The sequence below is a fragment of the Bacteroides sp. 51 genome, assembly GCF_010500965.1.
Lineage (GTDB): Bacteria > Bacteroidota > Bacteroidia > Bacteroidales > Bacteroidaceae > Bacteroides.
In genome coordinates this window covers 149,018-171,218 of the sequence record NZ_QVMI01000019.1, presented here as the reverse complement: position 1 = coordinate 171,218, position 22,201 = coordinate 149,018, and the positions used below count along the sequence as shown (strand labels likewise).

Annotated in this window: 18 protein-coding genes and 3 pseudogenes; 12 read left to right on the top strand and 9 right to left on the bottom strand. The window is 40.2% G+C overall.

From position 1 onward, the window contains the following. Positions 1-46: 46 nt before the first annotated feature. Positions 47-502 carry a hypothetical protein gene (locus D0T87_RS15270; protein WP_163176002.1) on the bottom strand — a complete coding sequence of 152 codons (456 nt, stop codon included), beginning with the start codon at positions 500-502 and terminating at the stop codon, positions 47-49. 221 nt (positions 503-723) lie between these two features. After that, positions 724-2,997, bottom strand: a complete 2,274-nt coding sequence (locus D0T87_RS15265) for a cation:proton antiporter (protein WP_163176001.1) — start codon at positions 2,995-2,997, stop codon at positions 724-726. 153 nt (positions 2,998-3,150) lie between these two features. On the opposite strand from D0T87_RS15265, the gene D0T87_RS15260 reads away from it, so the two are divergent. The 7 genes from D0T87_RS15260 to D0T87_RS15230 all read left to right on the top strand — a co-directional run bounded on the left by D0T87_RS15260 (position 3,151) and on the right by D0T87_RS15230 (position 13,292). Continuing rightward, a complete protein-coding gene (locus D0T87_RS15260) occupies positions 3,151-5,595 on the top strand; it encodes an SLBB domain-containing protein (protein WP_163176000.1) in 2,445 nt (814 codons plus the stop codon). A gap of 6 nt (positions 5,596-5,601) precedes the next feature. Further along, positions 5,602-6,717, top strand: coding sequence for a Wzz/FepE/Etk N-terminal domain-containing protein (locus D0T87_RS15255; RefSeq protein ID WP_163175999.1), 1,116 nt, complete (start codon positions 5,602-5,604; stop codon positions 6,715-6,717). After that, entirely contained in the window at positions 6,696-7,088 is a 393-nt protein-coding gene (locus D0T87_RS15250) for a UpxY family transcription antiterminator (protein ID WP_163175998.1), read from the top strand. The genes D0T87_RS15255 and D0T87_RS15250 overlap by 22 nt, the downstream gene beginning before the upstream one ends. A 95-nt stretch (positions 7,089-7,183) precedes the next feature. Continuing rightward, a complete protein-coding gene (locus D0T87_RS15245; protein ID WP_163176017.1) occupies positions 7,184-7,966 on the top strand; it encodes a HipA family kinase in 783 nt (260 codons plus the stop codon). Continuing rightward, positions 7,944-8,327, top strand: coding sequence for a DUF3037 domain-containing protein (locus D0T87_RS15240; protein WP_163176016.1), 384 nt, complete (start codon positions 7,944-7,946; stop codon positions 8,325-8,327). Before D0T87_RS15245 ends, D0T87_RS15240 begins: the two co-directional genes overlap by 23 nt. Before the next feature lie 89 nt (positions 8,328-8,416). Then, positions 8,417-9,034 (top strand): TetR/AcrR family transcriptional regulator, encoded by a 618-nt coding sequence (locus D0T87_RS15235; RefSeq protein ID WP_163175997.1) that lies wholly within the window; start codon positions 8,417-8,419, stop codon positions 9,032-9,034. Positions 9,035-9,053: 19 nt separating this feature from the next. Then, on the top strand, positions 9,054-13,292 hold the full coding sequence (locus D0T87_RS15230; RefSeq protein ID WP_163175996.1) for an acyl-CoA dehydratase activase-related protein: 4,239 nt from the start codon (positions 9,054-9,056) through the stop codon (positions 13,290-13,292). Positions 13,293-13,386: 94 nt separating this feature from the next. Here the strand turns inward: D0T87_RS15230 and D0T87_RS15225 are convergent, their stop codons facing one another. The 7 genes and pseudogenes from D0T87_RS15225 to D0T87_RS15190 all read right to left on the bottom strand — a co-directional run bounded on the left by D0T87_RS15225 (position 13,387) and on the right by D0T87_RS15190 (position 19,668). Continuing rightward, the gene (locus tag D0T87_RS15225) at positions 13,387-14,886 is read right to left on the bottom strand and encodes a PepSY-associated TM helix domain-containing protein (RefSeq protein ID WP_163175995.1); all 1,500 of its coding nucleotides are present in this window, start codon (positions 14,884-14,886) and stop codon (positions 13,387-13,389) included. Positions 14,887-14,912: 26 nt separating this feature from the next. Next, complete coding sequence (locus D0T87_RS15220; RefSeq protein ID WP_163175994.1) at positions 14,913-17,120, bottom strand: TonB-dependent receptor; 2,208 nt, start codon at positions 17,118-17,120, stop codon at positions 14,913-14,915. Positions 17,121-17,206: 86 nt separating this feature from the next. Further along, entirely contained in the window at positions 17,207-17,818 is a 612-nt protein-coding gene (locus D0T87_RS15215) for an HmuY family protein (RefSeq protein WP_163175993.1), read from the bottom strand. 258 nt (positions 17,819-18,076) lie between these two features. Further along, a pseudogene (locus tag D0T87_RS15205) lies at positions 18,077-18,169 on the bottom strand (tat (twin-arginine translocation) pathway signal sequence); the annotation flags it as partial. Between the two features lie 37 nt (positions 18,170-18,206). Continuing rightward, positions 18,207-18,263 (bottom strand): annotated as a pseudogene (locus D0T87_RS24895) (twin-arginine translocation signal domain-containing protein); the annotation flags it as partial. 80 nt (positions 18,264-18,343) lie between these two features. Then, positions 18,344-18,511: pseudogene (locus D0T87_RS24645) on the bottom strand (phosphoribosyltransferase); the annotation flags it as partial. A gap of 521 nt (positions 18,512-19,032) precedes the next feature. Next, positions 19,033-19,668, bottom strand: coding sequence for a hypothetical protein (locus D0T87_RS15190; RefSeq protein WP_163175991.1), 636 nt, complete (start codon positions 19,666-19,668; stop codon positions 19,033-19,035). A gap of 246 nt (positions 19,669-19,914) precedes the next feature. Here D0T87_RS15190 and D0T87_RS15185 point away from each other — a divergent pair, with 246 nt between their 5' ends. The 5 genes from D0T87_RS15185 to D0T87_RS24640 all read left to right on the top strand — a co-directional run bounded on the left by D0T87_RS15185 (position 19,915) and on the right by D0T87_RS24640 (position 22,097). Further along, positions 19,915-20,259, top strand: coding sequence for an SH3 beta-barrel fold-containing protein (locus D0T87_RS15185; RefSeq protein ID WP_163175990.1), 345 nt, complete (start codon positions 19,915-19,917; stop codon positions 20,257-20,259). A gap of 14 nt (positions 20,260-20,273) precedes the next feature. Beyond that, a complete protein-coding gene (locus tag D0T87_RS15180; protein ID WP_163175989.1) occupies positions 20,274-21,065 on the top strand; it encodes a DUF4373 domain-containing protein in 792 nt (263 codons plus the stop codon). 11 nt (positions 21,066-21,076) lie between these two features. After that, positions 21,077-21,298 carry a DUF4248 domain-containing protein gene (locus D0T87_RS15175; RefSeq protein WP_239063690.1) on the top strand — a complete coding sequence of 74 codons (222 nt, stop codon included), beginning with the start codon at positions 21,077-21,079 and terminating at the stop codon, positions 21,296-21,298. Positions 21,299-21,457: 159 nt separating this feature from the next. Beyond that, positions 21,458-21,940: an HU family DNA-binding protein gene (locus D0T87_RS15170; protein ID WP_163175988.1), complete on the top strand. Its 483-nt coding sequence runs from the start codon at positions 21,458-21,460 to the stop codon at positions 21,938-21,940. A 61-nt stretch (positions 21,941-22,001) separates the two neighbouring features. Beyond that, on the top strand, positions 22,002-22,097 hold the full coding sequence (locus D0T87_RS24640) for a DUF6486 family protein (protein ID WP_239063688.1): 96 nt from the start codon (positions 22,002-22,004) through the stop codon (positions 22,095-22,097). Positions 22,098-22,201 lie beyond the last annotated feature (104 nt).

The following is a 22,201-nucleotide window of genomic DNA, read 5'->3' as shown; positions in this document are numbered from 1 at the left end:
AGTAGTAGAAATATTACTGGCTCTCTTTTATGCTATTTCAAGATCTTTAAACAAGCTTGAATCTTACTCTTAATTTGCAATCTTCGAAATTATAACTGATGATTTTAAAAATGCCGATTTCAGAAGTGTTATTTATATGTTCACCTATGCAAGCACAAATATCATAATTTCCGACTGAAACCAACCGAAGAGTTTGGCTAACATCCTGAGGTAATTTGCTCAAATCTATGCATTCAGGCACTTCATTTATATTTGTATAGGATACTGTTATGGGCAAATTCTGCCTTATTATTTCATTTACTTTATCTTCTACAATTTGCATCTGTTCTGGAGTCGGAGCAGTTGTTAAAATATAGTCACATTTGCTTTTTCTCCTTTCTATATGGCTATTCTTAGACCTTTCGCAACCAAATATCTGTATCATCGTTTGATTTAAGATATGCTCTGTTGTATGCATTGGTGGATATTCCATTTTATTATGGGGATTCATTTTAGTTTCCATCGTATAATTCTAATTATTAGTTGTTTTTTAAAAATGTACAATAGTAATTTTTTTCTTCCTTTCTATGTGACTGTTCTTTGAACGCTCACAACCAAACATACGAACCATGGTTTGGTTTAATATATGTTCTGCTGTGTGCATGGGTGGGTACTCTTGTTTGTTGTGAGAATTTAAAGTGGGCTGTTCCATGATAGATATATTTTTCTGTTCTTATATTCTCTTTAAACGTGCATATTCTCTTTAAACATATTCAACTTTTCCTTTTCTCCTGCCAAAAGCAATGTATCACCATTCTTTAGCGTAAAGTCTGCGGGGAAGTTGATTAGTGACTGATCATCTCTATCTATACAAATAATCATACATTCAGTTTTCTCTTGCATGGAGAGCTGTGCTATGGTTCTTCCAATCAGAGGCGATTCCTCATCAATTACATACTGGGATAAACTTACGTGATGCTCGGCTGTATCAATATCGCTCGTATTATCTTTCTTATTTCTTTTTCTTTCTTCTATGGATTGGATTAACTTTTGAATGTCTTCATCTGCACCGGCTAATACAACTCTATCGTATGGATATAATCTTTCATTCGCATCAGGTATATTGATTTTCTTGCTTCCCCGCAATATCGTAACAATATTCACCCGGGTTCTGGCACGGAAATTTAATTCCCGTAATGTTTTTCCGATTTTAGGTGAAGTAGGGGATATCTCTATCTCTTCAATATGAATCTCTTTGGATTTAAGTTGATGAGTAACAACTGTAGATATAGCTGCTTTCTTTTCTTCCATGATTTGTTTGTAATTCAAGTTCTCGAGAAAGCGGGCTTCCATTTTACGGGATTGTGCTTTGAATCCTTGCGAAAAGATGATCAGCGTAATCACAATTAGCCCGATAATAACCATTAATACAGTTAAACGCGGAAAGAGGGGAATCAATACCATTAATACAAGCAACATACATATTCCGACGCGAAATGCTATCAGCGAGATAAGAGCTCCTTTATTGAACCGATTGTCACTCCATAAGTTTTTGAACTCAGTAGACCGGTTCTTTTTCATAACTATAGCCCGTAAAAATGGCGCCATAAGTACTAAAGCTATAACAGCTGCAATTATTTTCCCCCAGATTCCAGGGATATAGCTGGTAATGAATGGTGTAGCGTATTGTTCGCAGAGATAAACTACCGCCAGTGAGGTTGTAAAATAAGCCGCCGTTAATTTCAATATACTTTTAAGTAACTTATTCCAGTCATTTTGTTTATTCACAGTTTTAAAACTAGATGCTGCATATCCGGTAATAAGCTTATTCCATTTCACCGGAATTCGTTTTTCGATAAAACGATATAACGGCGTTGAAAGTTTGATACAATATGGTGTTGTAAATGTAGTTATAATAGAAACAGCAACAATGATAGGATACAATGTACTGCTGATTACCCCAAGGCTTGTTCCTAATGTGGCGATAATGAAGGAAAATTCACCGATTTGCGCCAGGCTGAATCCTGCCTGTAAAGCAACCTTTAATCCTTCTCCGGATGCTAATACTCCGATGGTAGCGAAGAAGATACGACCAATAAGAACGACCAGAACCAAAATACCGATCAATCCTGCATATTCCACAATGATTGTGGGATCAAGCATCATACCTACCGAAACGAAAAAGACAGCTCCGAATAGGTTTTTTATAGGCTCAATTAAATGTTCTATACGCTTTACAATAATCGTTTCTGCCAGAATAGAACCCATAATAAAAGCACCAAGCGCAGCCGAGAAGCCAACATGCGTAGCAAAAAGCACCATGCCAAGACATAATCCAACGGCTACAATAAGTAGCGTTTCGTCATTCAGGTATTTTTTTAGTATTTTGAATAGAGATGGAATCAGGTATATACCTACAATAAACCAGATCAGGACAAAAAATCCCAGCCGGAAAACATTATTCAAAACGGTTGTACCTTCTATATCGCTACTTACAGCGATAGTCGACAACAATACCATCATAAGAATAGCGGCCAAATCTTCTACAATCAGCATTCCAAATACAATACCGGCAAAGCGTTGTTTTTGCAATCCCATATCATTGAATGCTTTAATAATGATAGTCGTAGAAGACATAGAAAGCATACCACCCAAAAATAAGCTATCCATATTAGACCAATTCAGAAATCTCCCAACCAGATAGCCTATAATAATCATGGAACCCAGGTTAATTAAAGTGGCAACCGTTGCTGTTCCTCCTACGGCTATTAATCGCTTGAAACTGAATTCCAGGCCCAAGGCGAAAAGTAAAAATATGACCCCAATCTCAGCCCATATTTCTACATTGCCCATATCAGTTACAGTAGGTAACCAGGTAATATGAGGTCCTGCAATGAAACCAGCTAAAATATATCCCAGAACAACCGGCTGTTTAAGCCATTTAAAGAGTAAAGTGGCAATGCCTGCCGTAATAAGAATGATCGCTAAATCACCAATAAAATCGTGTAAATGGGCCATAGGCTTTAGAAGAATGATCGTCTACAAAATTACGGGATTATTTAGATATATGTTGTTTTTTGAACTTAAAAATGAAATAAATGTATAATTTTAAATATAAATATTACCTTTGTGCACGATTTGATAATTAAACATTGAAGACAGAATACTTTTATGCACAGAATTATTACACTCTTTATTTTGGTTTTTATCTTGTCAGGCGTGGCAATGGCTCAGCAGATGTCTGATGATCAGGTTATTCAATATTTAAAGACAGCCCAGAGTCAAGGTAAGACTCAATCGCAGATGACTACCGAGTTGTTCAGAAAAGGGGTTACGAAAGAACAACTTATGCGAATAAAAATAAAGTATGAGAATGGAGAGGGTACGGTCGACTTCAATACGCAGCAAGGGGAAACCGACAGTCAGCAACGAATGCGTGACTCTGCAACTGAAGAAACCGAAACTCCTACAAGAAGTGCAAGGCAGCGTGCTTTGACAGGAAATGTAAGTGAGAATCTTGAAGGAGGCTACCCGAGTACTCCTGCCGCTACTGGGGGAGGTCGCCAGATTTTTGGTCGTGACATGTTTACCAGCCGGAATCTGTCTTTCGAACCAAACTCTAATATTGCTACTCCTTCCGGTTATCGTTTAGGACCGGGTGATGAAGTTATCATTGATATTTGGGGAACATCTGAAAATACAATCCGTGAAACGATTTCACCGGATGGAAGCATACTTATCACCAATGTAGGGCCGGTATATTTAAGTGGTATGACTGTAAATGAAGCCACAAAGTATATACGTCGTGAATTGGGTAAGATTTATGCCGGATTATTGGAAGATTCGTCCCAACTAAAACTCACTTTAGGACAAATTCGTACGATCAGGGTTAATATAATGGGCGAAGTTGCTGTTCCAGGCACATATACGCTCTCTTCTTTTTCTTCTGTATTTCATGCTTTATATAGTGCTGGTGGTATCAGCCCTATTGGTGGTATGCGTAATATCCAGGTGATTCGCAATGGAAATAAAATTGCAGATATTGATGTCTATGATTATATTATGCGTGGTAAGACCAGCGACGATATACGTTTGATGGAAGATGATGTTATCCTTGTACCACCTTATGAAACTTTAGTAAGCCTTACAGGTAAAGTACGTCGCCCAATGTTCTATGAAATGAAGAAAGGCGAAACAATTTCCGACTTGATAAAATATGCCGGTGGTTTTACCGGCGATGCTTATACGGATAATATACGTCTCATCCGGTTAAGTGGCCGTGAAAAACAGATTTATAATGTAGATGAACTTGACTTTGCTACATTTAAGCTATTTGACGAAGACGTATTGAGTGTAGAAACAGTACTCGATCGTTTTGAAAATATGGTGGAAATAAGGGGTGCTGTGTATCGCAGTGGATTATACCAAATCAGTGGAGGTGTAAACACAGTGAAACAACTGATTAAAAAAGCAGAGGGCCTACGTGGTGATGCTTTCCTTAATCGTGTACAATTGCAACGTGAAAAAGAAGACCTTACTTTGGAGATTATTCCTATCGATCTGAAAGGTATGTTGAATGGTACTACTGCTGATGTTCCACTTCAGAAAAATGATATCTTATTTATTCCAAGCATACATGATCTGGAAGAACAGCGTTTCCTTGTTATTCATGGTCAGGTGGCTTCTCCGGGTACTTATATTTATGCCAGTAATATGACTATTGAGGATTTAATAATCCAGGCAGGTGGCTTATTGGAATCTGCGTCTACCGTTCATATTGACGTAGCCCGCCGTACTAAAAACCCCAGAAGTGAAGAATCTACCAATATAGTTGGTACTACATATTCCTTTGATTTTAAAGATGGTTACGTGATAGGTGGAAATGGTGAATTTTATTTGGAACCATTTGATGAAGTGTATATACGTAAGAGTCCTGCATACTACAGACAACAGAATGTACGGGTAATAGGAGAGGTATTATTTAATGGTACATATGCGCTATCAAAGAAGAATGAGCGCTTGACTGATCTGATAAATAGAGCCGGTGGCTTGACTAATGACGCATTTATTAATGGAGCACGTTTAATACGTAAAATGTCTGAAGAGGAAATTCGTCGTAAAGAAGATGCACTTCGTATGGCAAAAGCTTCTAATGACTCCGTTTCAATGAGAAACATGGATTTGGCAACAACATATCCCGTTGGTATTGATTTGGAAAAGGCATTGACTAATCCGAATTCAGACTTTAACTTAGTATTGCGTGAGGGGGATTTACTTATCGTACCTGAATTTGAGAATACAGTGAAAATTAATGGTGCGGTGATGTATCCTAATACAGTATCATATAAAAATGGCGAAAGTTTTAAATACTATTTGAATCAGGCTGGTGGATATTCAACCCTTGCCAAGAAGAGTAAGGCATATGTTGTATATATGAATGGTACGGTAGCCCGATTGAAGAAACATAATTCGAAAGCTGTCCAGCCGGGATGTGAGATTGTTATTCCAAGTAAAGATCCGAAGACTAGAATGTCTACTGGTGAGGCGCTAGGTATTGGAACTTCTGTAGCTTCAATGGCAGCTGTGATCGCATCATTGATTAATGTTCTTAAGTAATTGGCTATGAGTGAAGAGAAAATACAGAATACATTACCTCAGCAACAGCCGGAGGAACAGGAAATCGATCTGATAGAGCTTGCCCAAAAAGTCTGGGCTGAACGTAAATTAGTATTTAAGTGGTGTGGTATAGCAGCAGTTATTGGTATTATTGTTGCTTTCAGCATACCTCGTGAATATACAACGAATGTAACGTTAGCACCGGAGTCCGGCGGAAAATCTGGTTCAGGTAGTATGGGTGCCCTTGCTGCTATGGCAGGTATTAATATAGGTGGCTCTTCCGGTGAAGATGCACTCTCTCCGGAACTTTATCCGGATATTGTGAGTTCGACGCCTTTTTTAACAGAGCTTTTTGATGTACAGGTAGAAGATATAAAAGGTAAACGTAAAACTACTCTTTATACTTATCTGGATGAACATCAACGTTCTCCGTGGTGGAGTTATATCATCTCGGCACCCTTTAGAGTTCTTGGTTGGGGATTGTCTTTATTTAAGGACGACGATGAGGAGGTAGAAGGTGATGGCGCTTTAAATCCGTTTATGTTGACTCGTGATGAGGCAGCTATAGCAGGCGCATTGGAGAAGCGTATTTCTGTTTCTGTTGATAAGAAAACCGGAGTGACGACAATTGCTGTAACGATGCAGGATGCATTGATTTCTGCTGCACTGACCGATACTGTAATGGTTAAACTACAGAACTATATAACAGATTATCGTACCAACAAAGCAAGACATGATTTAGCTTTTACGGAAAAACTTTATAAGGAAGCCGAAGAAGAATATTTTAGTATTCAGCAAAAATATGCAGAATATGTAGATGGTAACCAAGGAGTTACTCGTCAAAGCATATTGACGGAACGGGAACGCTTGCAAAATGAGATGGCATTAGCATATAACGTTTATAATCAGGTAGCCCAACAATTGCAAATGGCAAAAGTAAAAGTACAGGAAATTACTCCGGTATATACGGTGGTACAACCTGCAACAGTACCTTTGCGTCCGGCAAAGCCCAATAAAATAATGATTCTTATAGGTTTCGTCTTTTTGGCAGGCGTTGCTAGTGTCGGTTGGATTTTGTTTGTGAAAGACTTGGTTAAAGGTTGGAAAAAGGAAAAGAAGTGATGTCGGAAAAAGAAAAATATAAGTGGTTTATTGCTCACGTAGCATATCGAAATGATAATAATGTGAAAAGCCTTCTTGATATTGCAGGTTTGGAATGCTATATGCCTTTTAAAACTGTAGTTCGTACATGGAAGGGTGAAAAAAAAGAGTTTCAGGTACCTGCTATTCCATCTTGTACTTTTGTACGTGTGGCTCAATCGGATTTCATCATGTTGCAAATGATGAAAGAGATATCTTTAATGGCAGACCGTAGTGATCATCCTCTTTCTCTATCTGACGAACAAATGGAAATCGTCCGTCAAAAGCTGGACGCTTCGGATAATCCGGGTGCAGTTGTACTCGAACTTATTGAAGAATTGATTAATAGATAATTTATAATAAAAGAACACCAAGTTCTGCGGCAAGGTGCCGTTACCAGGTCTGCATAGGAACTTGGTAGCGGCACCTTGTCGCGAAAGGAAAAATGATGGATATTCGTACTGAAAATATAACAAGGTATATCATGCCTCTTCGTGAAGGGGGTTCTTTACCTGGATTGGCAGAAGCTGATGACGGATTTAAGTATGTTGTAAAGTTCCGTGGAGCAGGGCATGGAACAAAAGCCCTGATATCTGAATTTATTGGTGGTGAAATTGCCCGAATACTTAAATTGAGAGTCCCGGAGATTGTTTTTCTGAATCTGGATGAAGCTTTCGGACGTATAGAAGGAGATGAAGAAGTTCGGGACTTATTGAAATGGAGTCGGGGATTAAATATGGGTTTGCACTTTTTGTCCGGTGCTCTGACATTTGATCCTGTGGTGAATACAGTTGATTCATATACTGCTTCCTGTATTGTTTGGCTGGATGCTTTGTTGACTAATGTTGACCGTACGGCTAAGAACACCAATATGCTGATCTGGCACAAAGAATTGTGGCTCATCGATCATGGAGCATCTCTGTATTTTCATCACTCCTGGACAAATTGGGAGAAGTCTGCTTTGAGCCCGTTCCCACAGATCAAAACCCATGTATTGCTCCCCCAGGCTACTCAACTGAAAACTGTTGATAAAGAGTTGAAAGAACTCCTTACTATGGATAAGGTTGTTGATATTATCCAAACCATACCGGATGATTGGCTGCAATGGGATGGTAATGATGAAACTCCCCAGCAGAAGCGTGATGTATATATTCAATTCTTTAAAGAAAGGATCAACCATTCTGAAATATTCGTAAATGAAGCCCAACATGCCCGAGAATCACTTGTATGAGTATGCTGTAATTCGTGTTCTTCCTCGTGTTGAGCGTGAGGAGTTTATTAATGTAGGCGTCATCCTGTTTTCAAAGAGATGCAAGTACTTGAAATGTATATATCATCTTGATGAAAATAAGCTGAGACTCTTTTCTACGGAGTTGGATATAGAGTCCTTGCGTAACCATTTACATGTATTTGATCAGGTATGCAGTGGTCATCCCGATGCAGGATCTATTGCATTGTTGGATCTACCCGAACGTTTCCGATGGCTTACGGCTACCCGTAGTGCCTCTATCCAAACATCCCAGGCTCATCCCGGATTTACTCCCGACCCCGAGGGAACATTACAGAGATTATTCCAGGAATTGGTTCTGTAGTTATCCTATCTTTAAATGAAATTAGCTTAAGAAATTTTGCTGCTAATAAAATAATGCCTTACTTTGTATTAAACAACTGTTTAAAACGAATGTTTAAAGAAGTAACAAATCCTGATGTAAAGGAGCGTATTTTATTGGTTGCTCGTGATCTTTTTATCCATAATGGTTATAATAGTACGAGTATACGCGATATTGCTACGGCTTCGGGTACCAATGTAGCAATGGTGAATTACTATTACCATTCTAAATATAATCTCTTTGAAATTATATTCGATGAGGCATTAAATGTACTGATTAAGCGCATATTTACGGCTGTCAGTTCGGACAAATCATTTTTTGATGTGATAGGGCACTGGATAGATTCATATTATGAAACCCTGATGGAGTATCCCCAGATTCCTATATTTGTTTTAAATGAGATTAACCAGAACCCGGAGCGTTTGACTGAGAGAGTATTACGCCATGAGCCTTTGCAGATTTATTATGCATTATCCGAACGAGTAGAGAAAGAAGTACAAAAAGGTACTATCCGGTCTATACCTCCTTTGGATTTGATTTTGAATGTTCTTTCGCTATGTGTTTTCCCATTTATTTTTGGACGAATGGCTACCAAAGTAGCAGATAAGACACAAAGTGAATATAATGAAATGTTGGATGATCATAAAAAGTACGTAAAAGAATTTGTTATTTCCGCCCTTAAACCTTGAGGCGGCAAGAAAAAATGATATGAAAACTGGAAATCAGATATATAGAATAGGTATTGACGTAGGGTCCACTACACTTAAAGTAATTGCATTAGATGACGATAAAAAGGTTGTCTACAAAGCCTATACACGTCATAAAGCCGATATAAATAATATTTTAGCATCTCAATTAAATACACTTATACAACAATTTCCGCAATCACAGTTTGCGATCCATATCACAGGTTCTGCGGGTATGGGAATTGCCGAGCGTATCCATATTCCTTTCGTTCAGGAAATCGTAGCTTCTGTTGAAGTGGTAAATACATACTATCCCGATGTTCGTACCATGATCGACTTGGGTGGTGAAGATGCAAAAATGGTATTCTTTCATCCCGGAAAGCAGCCTGATATTCGCATGAATGGTAGTTGTGCCGGTGGGACAGGGGCTTTTATTGACCAGATGGCCGATTTGATGAATATTCCTATCGAGGAGTTGGGGAGTAAAGCGTTGAGTTTTGAAAAGATCTATCCCGTAGCTTCCCGTTGCGGCGTATTTGCTAAAACCGATGTCCAGAACCTGATTTGCCGGAATGTTCCGGTTTCCGATATTGCTGCATCTATCCTGCATACGGTTGCTTTACAAAGTATAACGTCGCTGGCCAGAGGTTACGATGTTGAACCTAAAGTATTATGTGTGGGTGGTCCGTTGACTTTCATACCTGCATTAAGAGAAGCTTTCAGGGAGTTGATAGGAATTGCCGGAACAGAAATGATTGTTCCCGATTATGGCGAATACTTCCCAGCTTGGGGATGTGCTTTATTAAGCACCCAGGAAGAAACGACTCATGACCTGAATCAGTTGATTCAATTACTTGGAACAACAGGTAAAGTGCAGAAAGAAACATTGCCCGAACTCTTTCACGATATGGAAGCATACGAGCAATGGAAAAAAGAGCGTAAGATCAAAAAGCTGGAAACCCGGATAGTCCAGGCAGGAGATTCTTTGAACTGTTTTCTCGGTATTGATTCCGGTTCGACAACTACAAAGATCCTGATAACAGATGAAGAAAACCGGGTTGTTTATACTTTCTATGATAGTAATGAAGGCAATCCGTTAAAGAAAGTCATTGAAGGCTTGCAACAATTTTATGATAGAGCGAAGACCGAGGGATTTTCTTTCCGTTTCGTATCCTCTGCTGTAACCGGTTATGGCGAAGATCTGGTAAAATCGGCCTTAAACCTGGATTATGGTATCGTTGAAACTATGGCCCATTTATCGGGTGCTAAATATGTTGACCCCGAAGTTTCGTTTGTGTTAGATATTGGCGGGCAAGATATGAAGTCTATTTTCACCCGTCATGGCCTGATCTCTAATATTGAGTTAAACGAGGCCTGTTCATCCGGATGTGGTTCATTCTTACAGAATTTTGCTTCGACCATGAATGTTGATCTGCCTACCTTCTCTAAGGCGGCATGCCTGGCAAAATATCCTAGCGATCTGGGTTCCCGTTGTACGGTATTTATGAATTCTAAGGTAAAGCAGGCTCTACGCGAGAGTGCTTCTTTGGGAGATATTGCTGCGGGACTGGCCTATTCTGTTGTGAAGAACTGTTTGTTTAAAGTCTTAAAGATATCCAACTTAAATGCGTTGGGCGATCATATTGTAGTACAAGGTGGTACATTCCGCAATGATGCCGTATACCGGGCTTTGGAGTTGCTATCCGGTAAGACGGTTAGCTCTACTGATCATCCGGAACTTATGGGTGCATTTGGTGCAGCTTTATACGCACAGCAAATGTGGAAACAAACCGGTAAAGAAACTTCTTTTACCGGACAGGTCGCTCTACCCGAAATGGCTGGTATCGCAACCAAAGAGTTACAATGTAAAGGATGTACCAATAAGTGTACCGTATTGCGTTTTAGCTTTGAGAATGGCAATGTGAGCTATGCCGGAAATAAATGCGAAAAGGTATTCTTTAGCAAGAGTACTGAGCAGAAAAAAGGAATCAATGCTTTTGAGAAGAAGAATGAGATATTGTTTAGCCGCACGGCTACGGTACATCAAGGAGGCATAACTATTGGTATCCCTCGTGTACTTAATATGTTCGAGAATTATCCCTTCTGGCATACCTTGTTTACCGGTTGTGGATTTAATGTTGTACTTTCTCCGGAGTCAAACTTCACCTTATATCAAAGTGGAGTAGGTAGCGTGATGTCCGAAAATATCTGCTTCCCGGCCAAACTTGTACATGGACATATCCTGTCATTGATCGAACAAAAGGTTGATCGTATATTCTATCCTATCATTCCGAAAGAAGAGAAGGAGTTTGGTTGTTCAACCAATTCATTCAACTGCCCGGTGGTTAGTGGATATCCCGAAGTGATCCGAAGCTCCATTGACCCTGAAGGGAAGTACGGTATTGCCTTTGATAAGCCTGTAATCCTCTTTAGTGATCATAAATCTTTGGAAAAGGCATGTAGCAAATATTGTCTTTCTCTGGGTGTATCCCCATCTCTGTTTACAACTGCTTTTAAGGCTGCTTTGAAAGAAAAGAAAGCCACCGAGGTGCGTATTGCCAATGAACAAAAAGCGCTTCTGAATGAAAATATAAAGAGTGGTAAGCATGCTTTTGTTGTAGCAGGCCGTCCTTACCATACCGATCCGTTAATCCATCAAAAGGTGGGGCAGATACTGTCCGACCTGGGAATTGATGTTTTTACCGACGACGTATTCCGTATCTCGGAAAGTTCAGGATTTGGAAAATTGAATATTGTCTCGCAGTGGTCATATCCTAACCGTGTAGTTCAGGCAGCTATGGAAGTTGCCAAGCTTCCTCAGCACATTCAGCTTATCCAGTTGAATTCTTTCGGTTGCGGTCCGGATTCATTCTTTATGGATGAAACCACGGATGTTTTGAAACATGCCGGCAAGAATAATACTATTTTGCGAATTGATGAGATCGCCAGTCCGGGATCTATTCGTCTTCGTTTGCGTTCCCTAATCGAATCGTTGAAAGCAATGGGAGGGAAGTCCACTGATAAACCGAAACCATTTGAGGGCTATAAAACCACTTATAAAAAAGAAGATCGTCAGAAAACAATTCTGGCTCCCTGGTTTGCCGATTTCTTTTCTCCTTTTATTCCGGCCATCGGCGAGTTGGCAGGTTATAAAATTGTGAATATGCCTAAGACTTCCAAAATATCGGTAGAAGAAGGATTGAAATACGGCAATAATGAGGTATGCTACCCTTCAACACTGATTTTGGGTGATATTATCAGTACCTTGAAATCCGGTAAATACGATCTGGATGATATTGTTGTAGCTATTACCCAAACCGGTGGACAGTGCCGGGCAACCAACTATATTGCCCAGATAAAATCCGGATTGCAGAATGCAGGATTCGCTCATGTTCCGGTATTGGCGGTAGGCTCACAGGCCATTCAGAATGAGCAAAAGGCTTTTAAAGTGCCTATGAGGAAGATTCTGAATATCGGTATCTATGCTGTATTGTATGCCGATGCATTGCAACAGATGTATAGTACCACCGTTGTTCGTGAGAATAAAAAAGGCGAGGCTAAAGAAATGTTCGACTTCTATGTAGAAAGAGGCATTGAAGCCATACGTGCCAATGATTATAAGCGATTGGTTAAAGTATTGGAACAAGCAGTTGCCGACTTTAACCAGATATCCATCGCTGATCGTGAATATCACAGGATAGGGCTTGTCGGTGAGATTTTCTTGAAATATAACAATTACGGGCAGGCATATATTACCGATTGGCTTCGTTCACGGAATATGGAAGTAGATTGTCCTCCTATTATTGATTTCCTTATGCAATATTTTGTAAATGCGGAAGTGAACGCTGCCAACGGCATAGATAAAGTGACTGTATGGGGTAAGTATCTTCGTTCTGTCTTCTGGAAGTATATCAATAAGCGGATGACTGTTGTAGAGCATGTGATGGAGCATTATCGTTTCCATCAACCGGCCGAATCTATCTACACAAAAGCGGAATATGCTTCTGAGGTACTGGATTTGACTAATCAGTTCGGAGAAGGGTGGATGATCGCTGCCGAAGTAGCTTGTTATGCCCGTCGAGGTATCAACAGAGTGGTTTGTGTACAACCATTCGGCTGTATCGCCAATCATATTGTCGCTAAGGGTATTGAGAAGCGATTGAAAAAGCTATATCCTGATATGAGTATATTGTATCTTGATGTGGATGGGGGAATAGCTGAGGTGAATCTACAGAATAGATTGCACTTTATGATCAGTTGACGTAATCAGTTGACAGTTGACAGTTGATAGTTGACAGTTACCATGCGGCATCGTAACTGTCAACTATCAACTATCAACTGTCAACTTTCAACTCTCAACTCCTCCTATGGTGTCTTCTATAAACAATGTATCCTGTAATCAGTATAATCAGGAATAACACCCCCGATAGGAATACAAACATATCGGTTATAACGCCAAGTATAGGCGCATAGATACGTCCTACATGTATTTCAAGGCATAAATGCCAGAGCGACATCCGTCCTGCTTTTATACTTGCCGGCATATCGGCAAATTGTTTATCTTCTTCCAGGACTTGTGCTCCCGGCCCATATTCAAATACGATTCTTTTACCTGTGAAATCATTCGAGAAGCCACTTACGGCATGAGTTACGGTTGGTGGACCTGGCCGTCTTGGTTCTACAGGCTTTCCGGTATAGTAGTTCAGGCTTTCGCCGCTTTCCTTATTCCATGAATAAATTCCGCTAAAAGAACCAACAACCCAGTTTACCGAATCCTGCTGCTCGAATACCGTAATTCCCATAACGCTTGTCATAGGAGCCTTCCGTATTTTCTGTGGGGTAGAGTCCAGTGTTTCCAGCTTATAGAAACCATCTGATGAGTATAAGATCCAATCTTTGCTAAAAGCATCATACCGCAAACAACGCAGCTTATCAAACCAGGGGTTTTTGCTATCAAGGGTTGATCCCGGAACCGGCTTGGTTTTACCACGTATGATAGCTATCAACAATGGTGGGCGTAGAAACATCCCCGATATACAAACGATAAGCAAAAGTATAATCGTAATAGCCCCCAGCTTATTGTGCCACTTTAGCGATCCCTTAAATATGGAAACATCTGTTTTCGTGTTTTTACCTCCACGTTTCTTCCGTTTGATAATCTTGGGGCAAAAAGTAAGAATGAGTCCTGTTATACATAATACAATGGCCACCACTCCCAGCAGATCGACAATAATCTTGCCTGTCATACCAAATAGCTCACCGCTATGCAGTGTCCACATTGTTTTGAATACAGAAACTTCTTTCTTATAATCATCGGGGGTGCTCAATTCCTTTTGATCAAAGTGCGTATATGGTTCGTTTGCCGTGTAGATATGCGAACGGGTCATAAGCACCATTGTTCCATCTTTTGCTAAAGCGATATCCGTAAACCGTTCCCGGCTATCAATCAGATGGGAGAGAGACTTCCATTCGTTCGTATCTTTGTTTAACTCATAAAGCCCGAACGTAGTGACTGCAAATATCCTGTTTTCTGATGTGGCAAGTATGTTGTTTACAATCCGGTTGTCCGTTCCTTCTTTGATACCTGTTGTGTAGGCAGCAAATGAACTATGAACAGAGTCGGTCAGCCATATCCCGCTGCCTCCGTATAATAGTATCGAGTCCGGGCTTAACTTGAAAGAACCTTTTACGGCACCATTGTTCCAGTTTTCGTATTGATACGCCGATGGAAGGATAGAGCGGGATACGTCTACAGAAGATATGGCTCTGCGATGATTCAGGAATATGCCGGATGTGGCGAACATAAACAAGAAGAACGTGAAGATCAGTCCCACCCATTTATGCCATTTTTTCATCTTTCGCGATGTTTTTTTCTTTTTCTTTATTTCAGTCTCCATGTTAATCCTACGTAATACGTTCTTCCCGATGATATACTCGAATAAAAGCTCGAGAATTTGGGCTTATAATCGAATAAATTATTTATTCCGCCATTAACCGATAGGTTGTAAGGCAATGGAACTTGCAAAGTTAATCTCCAAATTGAATATCCATCGTATTTTACGACATATTCTTCCGTTTCCGTTTTGCTCATCCCTGTTGTATTGTCTATTTCGGTGATGTCTCCCGTGCCGTAAACATCCATTCCGGAGAAGTATTTACCGCTGAAACTCATTGTCGGATTATATTTCTTCAGGAAATTGGTTGTATAGTCTACACGGAAAGTAGCTGTATGCGGACGGGTAGTCGAGCGTTTCTTATGATTATCGTGAACATACGCATAAGTTCCTCTCACCATAACATCCTTGCCAAAGCGGTGTGATACTGTTACTTCGGAGCTGAATATTTTTGCATTGCCCTGGTTCACATATTGAATCGTATCATTGTTCAGCCATACGCTATTGATCTTCTCGTCAATAATAGAGTATTGAGCCATACCGGTAATCAGTGTTTTGCCCAATGCTACTTCGCCGGATACGGTGAAGTTGTTGCTTGTTTCGGCTTTCATATCGCTATTACCGATAATCTGGAAACCTCCTCCGTATGGATGAAACCAGTCGGTGTACAACTCTTTCAGGGTAGGAGAGCGAAAGCCTCCTGAATATCCTCCGCGCAAGGTAAGAATTTTATTGGGGCGATACATGAAAGAAAGGCGCGGGGTTAAGTGTCCTTTGAAACGCGAATGGTAGTCGTATCTCAATCCGGTAACCATCGTTACTTTCTTGTGTAGTACCCATTCCTGTTGTGTAAAGACAGAATAGGTATAAGCATCGCGTTGATCGCTTTCACCTTCTTTTTCGAACATATACGTCATCAGGTCGTCCGACAGATATTCTGCTCCTGCCACTATGGAGTGTTTTCCTCCGATCATCAGGTCGTATAGTCCGCTGACACGAATTTGCGAATTCTCATAGTTTTTCTCTTTTTCTTTCAGCAATCGGTAATAATCGTATTTGTCATACCTGTCATAATTACCACTAAGAGATACGTGCTGATTCTTAGAGATCTCGTAGTTTGCTTTTACTCCTCCTGTGTAATCATAGAAGCGGTCGCGTACTTTCTCGCCGTCTCTTCCTCCCGGATTCCGTTCTTTGAAGAAATATCCTCCTTTGAGTTCAATTTCCAGTTTATCGTTCGGGGTAAAAGTAACTTTGGGAGTAATGTTATAATCTTCGTATCCGGCAATGTTGGTTTCGGATAATGCCTGTTCTACGATGGTACCGTTTTCATATTTCTGGGTCAGCGCTTCCCGGTCTTTTAGTGTGTATGGGTCTTGGGTTTTGTATGATCCCGACAGACTCATGCTTCCCCATTTTTGCAATGAGCTAACCAGCAGACTGGCATTTTGTTCTCCGTGGCTTCCATACCGTCCGCTAGCCTGTATTTGCAAGGGGCGATCTGGCTTTTTAGTGATAATGTTAACCACTCCACCTACTGCATTGGAACCATATAGGGAGGAAGATGCGCCTTTTACAATTTCCATTCTCTCTATATTATCCATATTGATGCGGTTATAGTCGATGTTATCGAAAGACTCACCCGCCATCCGTTCACCGTCAACCAGGAAGAGTACATACTTCCCGCCGAAGCCCAGCATGTTGATATTAGCGTATCCTCCGTTATTGGTGAACTCAACACCCGGCATCTCATATTCCAGTACATCGCGGAAGTTGGAGATTTGCATTTTCTCAAGTGTCTTCCTGGAGATAACCTGTGTGGCAATCGGTACATCTTTCAGAACGCGTTCACTACGGGTTGCCGTAACCACTACCTGTTCCAACTCATAAGGTTTTTCTTCCAGTACAATGGTTAGTTTGCCGGTGTTGTTGCCTGGTTTTAATGTTTGTAATACGGTTTCATAGCCGATGGCATATACGGCTAATATACATTCTTCACCGGCAACGCCTGATAAAGAGAATTCTCCGTTTCTGTTGGTTAGTGTTCCCTTGTTTGTTCCCTGAATGCCTACGTTAATATTCGACAGTCCGGTTTTATCTTTTTGATCTACCACTTTTCCCTGTATGGTGTAGTCTTTGGCAGATATGGAAATGGATATGGATAGTAGAAGTATTAGATATATAATTCTTGTCATAGTTGATTACTATTTAATGATTAAAAAGATTGCCATTCAGGAAATCCCTTCATAGCAATCTTTTCAATACAAATATATATATTCAATTATTCGAATGATGTAGCTCCGCTTGCGTTGTACTGATATTTGAAGCTGATGTATGCTCCTGCATTTTTAGCATTCTTATAATCAGTAATTTGAATTTTTACATATTTTCCGGCAGCTGTTTTGATCACATAAATCCAATCGTGATATGTATAAACAGGAGGAGGGTTACTGGTATCAATAGTCAACCATCCGGCCAGCGTTTGTGAGAATGAAGCATCTCCTTCTGTTATTCCGTCTCCGGTGAATGCAGTAGTTATTTTACCTACTTTATCTGTTACATATCCCGATGTTGGAGCTTCTGTAACCTCATTCCATTTTGTAGTATTCATATTCTGAGCGGCTCCCTTACCTTTGCCGGATTCTCCGCCATTTAGTCTGATATCTCCGCGGTGGAATGCAATATCCCACGATAGATCATCTTCTGGTTTGGTAACTTCTACAACATTTTCTTTGTCGAATGAGAAATAAGTCCAGTCGGTATATGAAGTAGCGTCAACATACAGATAGGTTTTTGTAGTTCCGGTTTCTTGTTTTTTATCATCATCGTCGCTACACGATGTTAATGCTAATACTGCGAATGCTGCAATGAATAGTGATTTCAATAATTTCATGTCTTTTTATGATTTGTTTTTCGAGCGCAAAGGTATAGCCTATATCAGGTATAGCCAATACCTAATATAGGTGATTTTTAGTCGTTAAAATACCTAATGATGGGGGCGCTAGAAACCAAAGCCGTCGAAATCTATTTCTTTCTTTTCTTCTTCTTTAAATGGTTTGGCAGTATTTCGGCAAAATCGAGAAAGAAGAAGGTGATCAGTGCAAAAAATACTACCGAGATAATAATACGTAGCTTCCTTAACATAGTAGAGTTACATCTTGATGCGTTTGATGTTCAGTTTATCGAGATCCATTGTACCCAGCTTTAGCGCCTGTCCGTTGGCCAGATGCCCCACTGTATTCAAACGTCTGGCTGAGTATGTCCATCGCACCTACACGCTGAATGCTCATAGCTGCTCCGGCTATGGCAACTGTTTTAAGGAAGTCTCTTCTATCCACGGCTTTTAAAATTATGAGTATGAATTATGAGTTATGAATGCTTTCAAGCTATGATCCATCTTTTTAAATTATGGATTATGGGTAGATCCGGTCTTGATTCTATCGTCTACAAGTAATATTTTCTTTCCTTTGAAGTCAAAGTCAATAGGGGCCATCAGTTGCGGACGGTCATATTTGGGTTGTTGATTCTCGTCTCTGAGGTTTATTTTCAGTAGATGGATTTCTTTTTGCAGCCGTTGATTGATGATAGGGTATTCCGATACGGAAATCCTGGATGGCCAGGTGAAGATTGCCCAACTTTTACGGTCGATTCCATATTTGAAAATTTAATAGTTTACAAAGTCTCCATGTATTAGACTATTTGATGAATGAAAGGTTTAATTGATACTTAGAGCCTGTTTAAATTTTCCACAGAATAATTATTATATGTTGCTTTCGTTTTTTCTTTAGCGCTCTTTTTGTCTGTTTCTTCTCTTTTCGCGGTTNGCGGTTCAAATAGCCCGCTATTCTCACCTTAAAAAGAAAACAAACAGCCTAAAAACAGCACTAAATAAAAGAACGAGCAAAATTTAAACAGGCTCTTACAATAAAAGCAAAAATAATAAAAACCCATTAACCTGCATCACAGAGTAATATGTTTTTTGTGGTTAAAGAGCCTGTCGAAGAATATACGGGTATGTACTGTGTAAAACTTTAAAGTTTATCGTGTAAAAAACAAAAGATTTACGTGATAAACTTTAAAGTTTTACACAGCTGTTATCTTTCCCTTTTACATTTCGTTTTTCCAACCTACAAATTCAACCGCATAATCTTTGAGCAGCGGAAACATGTAATGTAAAAGTAAGGTTGCGAAAGTACCCCAAGCCTGATCGGGAAGTTTGGGAAGGCTGCGGTGATAGTTGTCGAATAGGTTACAGATGGGGCCAATACCTATACCATAGCAACCTCTTTCAATAGAAGAAAGTTGAGCGGTGGTGCAATATTCAAAACGCTTGTAGGTTTCCCGAGTGGATATCTGGAGATGATCTACACGCATGGATTTCATAAATTCGGAAAGGGTATCATGCTCCAGGGTAATGTGTTTCTTGTCCATAGGAATGACTCTCAGGACAGGATAGCGCGTTGCTTCGCGTAGACTTTCACAAATAATTCTGTTCATCAGCCAGCAAAGATTCTCGGAAGTAAGTATATGCAACGTTGGTTGGGAAGAGAACAACTGGCAGAGCTTGGCCATGGAGAGAAGTTTGCCTTTTTGTAGATAATAAAGCGAACGGACACTTACTCCTGTGTTTTTTGCGTATGCATTTACTGTGTACTCGGATTTCTCCATATCAGATAGAAACAGATGGGAGAGGAACTGACGGGGAAGTTGGTGTGATTGTGCTTCTGTTAGTTTCTTGTTCATAATAATAAACGCTTTTTTGAATTATGGTTTGTTTGCTTAATTGTTAATGGTCATCGTTTTTTTCTTTATTCCTGTTTTTTATATGTTAACATAAAAGCCGGCAAATATAATTATATCATTTGCTTTAAATGAATATTTATACTGCAATATAAGAGATCACTTGTTAGAAATATTGTTCATAATTTTGTTTCCTGAAATTTCAAAAACAATAACCAATTACAAACAAACTAAAACAGTAGAAAACAAATGATGAAAGAAGTAGAAAAAGATGAAGACTTTGGCAGAAATGTAATGCAACGGGCTATATTGATGCAACGTATAACAGGGAGAGCGTTATGTATGTGGATGGACACGGCTGCGTTGGTAGAAGAATTGGAAAAGAAGATGCTTGTGGATGTGGTGCGATTCACTTTTATGGGGCAAGATAATAATGAACGAAGCGTAAATGGTACACTTCGGTCGTACCAACAAGCATTTGGAAAACCGTATAGCGCTAATCGGAATAGCCGGTTTCTGGCATATTACGATGTAGACGTAAAGGAATGGCGGACTTTTCAGATTACAGGACTTATAAAAATCGTAAATCAGTAAATCGTAAATGCAAGATGGCTAGGGCATTAAAAACAGGACTGGATTACTTCCCCTTCGATGTGAATTTCCTGTCGAGTAGGAAAGTACGAAGAATTATGCGTAAGCATGGGCCTATGGCGGTAACGGCGTTAATGGCCTTATTGTCGGTAATCTATCGCGAACAGGGATATTACCTATTGTGGAATGAAGATATATGTTTTGACCTCAGCGAGATGGCAGATACGGACATGGATAAGATGCATGCCATCGTGGCTGATGCAATACGGGCGGAATTCTTCGACGATGAGAAGTTTAAAAAGCATGGAATATTAACATCAAAGTCTATACAGGAACAATATCTTGTATGTACGCAAAAACGTAAACAGGTAGTCATAGAGCAAGTATATGCTTTGGTAGAAAAATGTTCCGCAAATGACAGTTCAGATGGTATTAATTCTCCTGAAATAGAGATTCAGGAAGGAGAAATACCAGTTTCTGAACCGGAAATGCTACAAAGAAAAGAGAAAGAAAAGGAAATTGAAAGTGAAGTGAAGGAAGGAGGGAAGCCGGGAGAGATTTTGGTTGACGGAAGATGGATACCAGAGTATTGCCTGAACAAACGTACGCATAATTACGGTGGGTTACTGTATCGGTTGGCAGAAATACGGGTAAGGGAGGAGAAAGAACTGGATGCCATATTGAAACTAAGCAATTACGGGCGGATAGGACACCCGGTGTGGAGTATCATTTCGCATAGTAACTGGCCGAAAGGAAACGTGATTCAGCTACCGGGAAGGTTTATTATTGCACGGTTGCGTAAATTATAAGTCGCGATATAATGGAAGAAACATTGTATTATGGGGCGATGTCGAAAACGGAACTGGCTGTGTTATATGCGCCTGCTCTGAAACCGTATATCGCCCGCCGGAGATTGAATAAATGGATCAGGATTAATGAAGAACTGTTACATGAATTGACAGCGCATGGATATACCGAACGATTAAGCATGCTGACAACTGCGCATGTACAATTAATCGTGAAGTATTTGGGAGAGCCTTAATGTACCTTCATTGACTCGTATCGACTTTTAGCGACCTTGCCGTATTTTTGATGCTTTACCTTTGCATTATCAATTCATTAGCTAGTGAAACGAAGAGAGAGAGAATGGTAGTCTGGCAAAAATGCCGGCTACCGAGTATTAACCTAAACGACTTAAATTATGCCTTTATTGTATAAAGCATTACAGAGCAGTTTGCCATCAAAAGACGGGAAGAAGAAATGGCACCCGCGACTGGTGAAATTCCGTAAGGTAGTGGATACCCAAAAGGTGGGGGAGATGATCGCCGATAAATCATCTTTGACCGCAGGAGATGTCCACAACGTGATCCGGAACCTGGTTGCAGTAATGTCGGATCTTTTACTGAACAGCCGGACGGTAAAGCTGGATGGGCTGGGCACATTCACCGTCATTGCGAAAGCGAACGGTAATGGTGTGGATGCTTCGGAAGAAGTGAATCCCAATCAGATCAACCACCTCCGCATTAAGTTCACCCCGTCGGCCACCCGTAATTCGGGCGGAACTACCCGCGCCATGTTCAATGGTGTAGAGTACGAACGCTGGGAAGGCAGAAGTGCCAACATGGTAGCCGATGGCGATGACGGCTCAGGAGATGGCGGCGATGTTATCGATCCGGGATTCTAGGGGCAAGGCCCCAACCAATGGCGGTAAGCCGCAATGAATGATTAACAAAAACAGAATTATTATGATTAAATCTAAATTTTGGGATGTGGTAATTAAGGTTCTGATTGCCATAGCAGGAGTATTGGCAGGAACAGCCGGAGCACAGACGTTCGTGTAAGCGGCGAAAAGAAAAGCTTTAATTAGGAAGGAATGAGGCTATCCGGATGGATGGCCTCTTTTTCTATCTTTTCTTTTCATAACAATCGAATTTAACTAACAAAC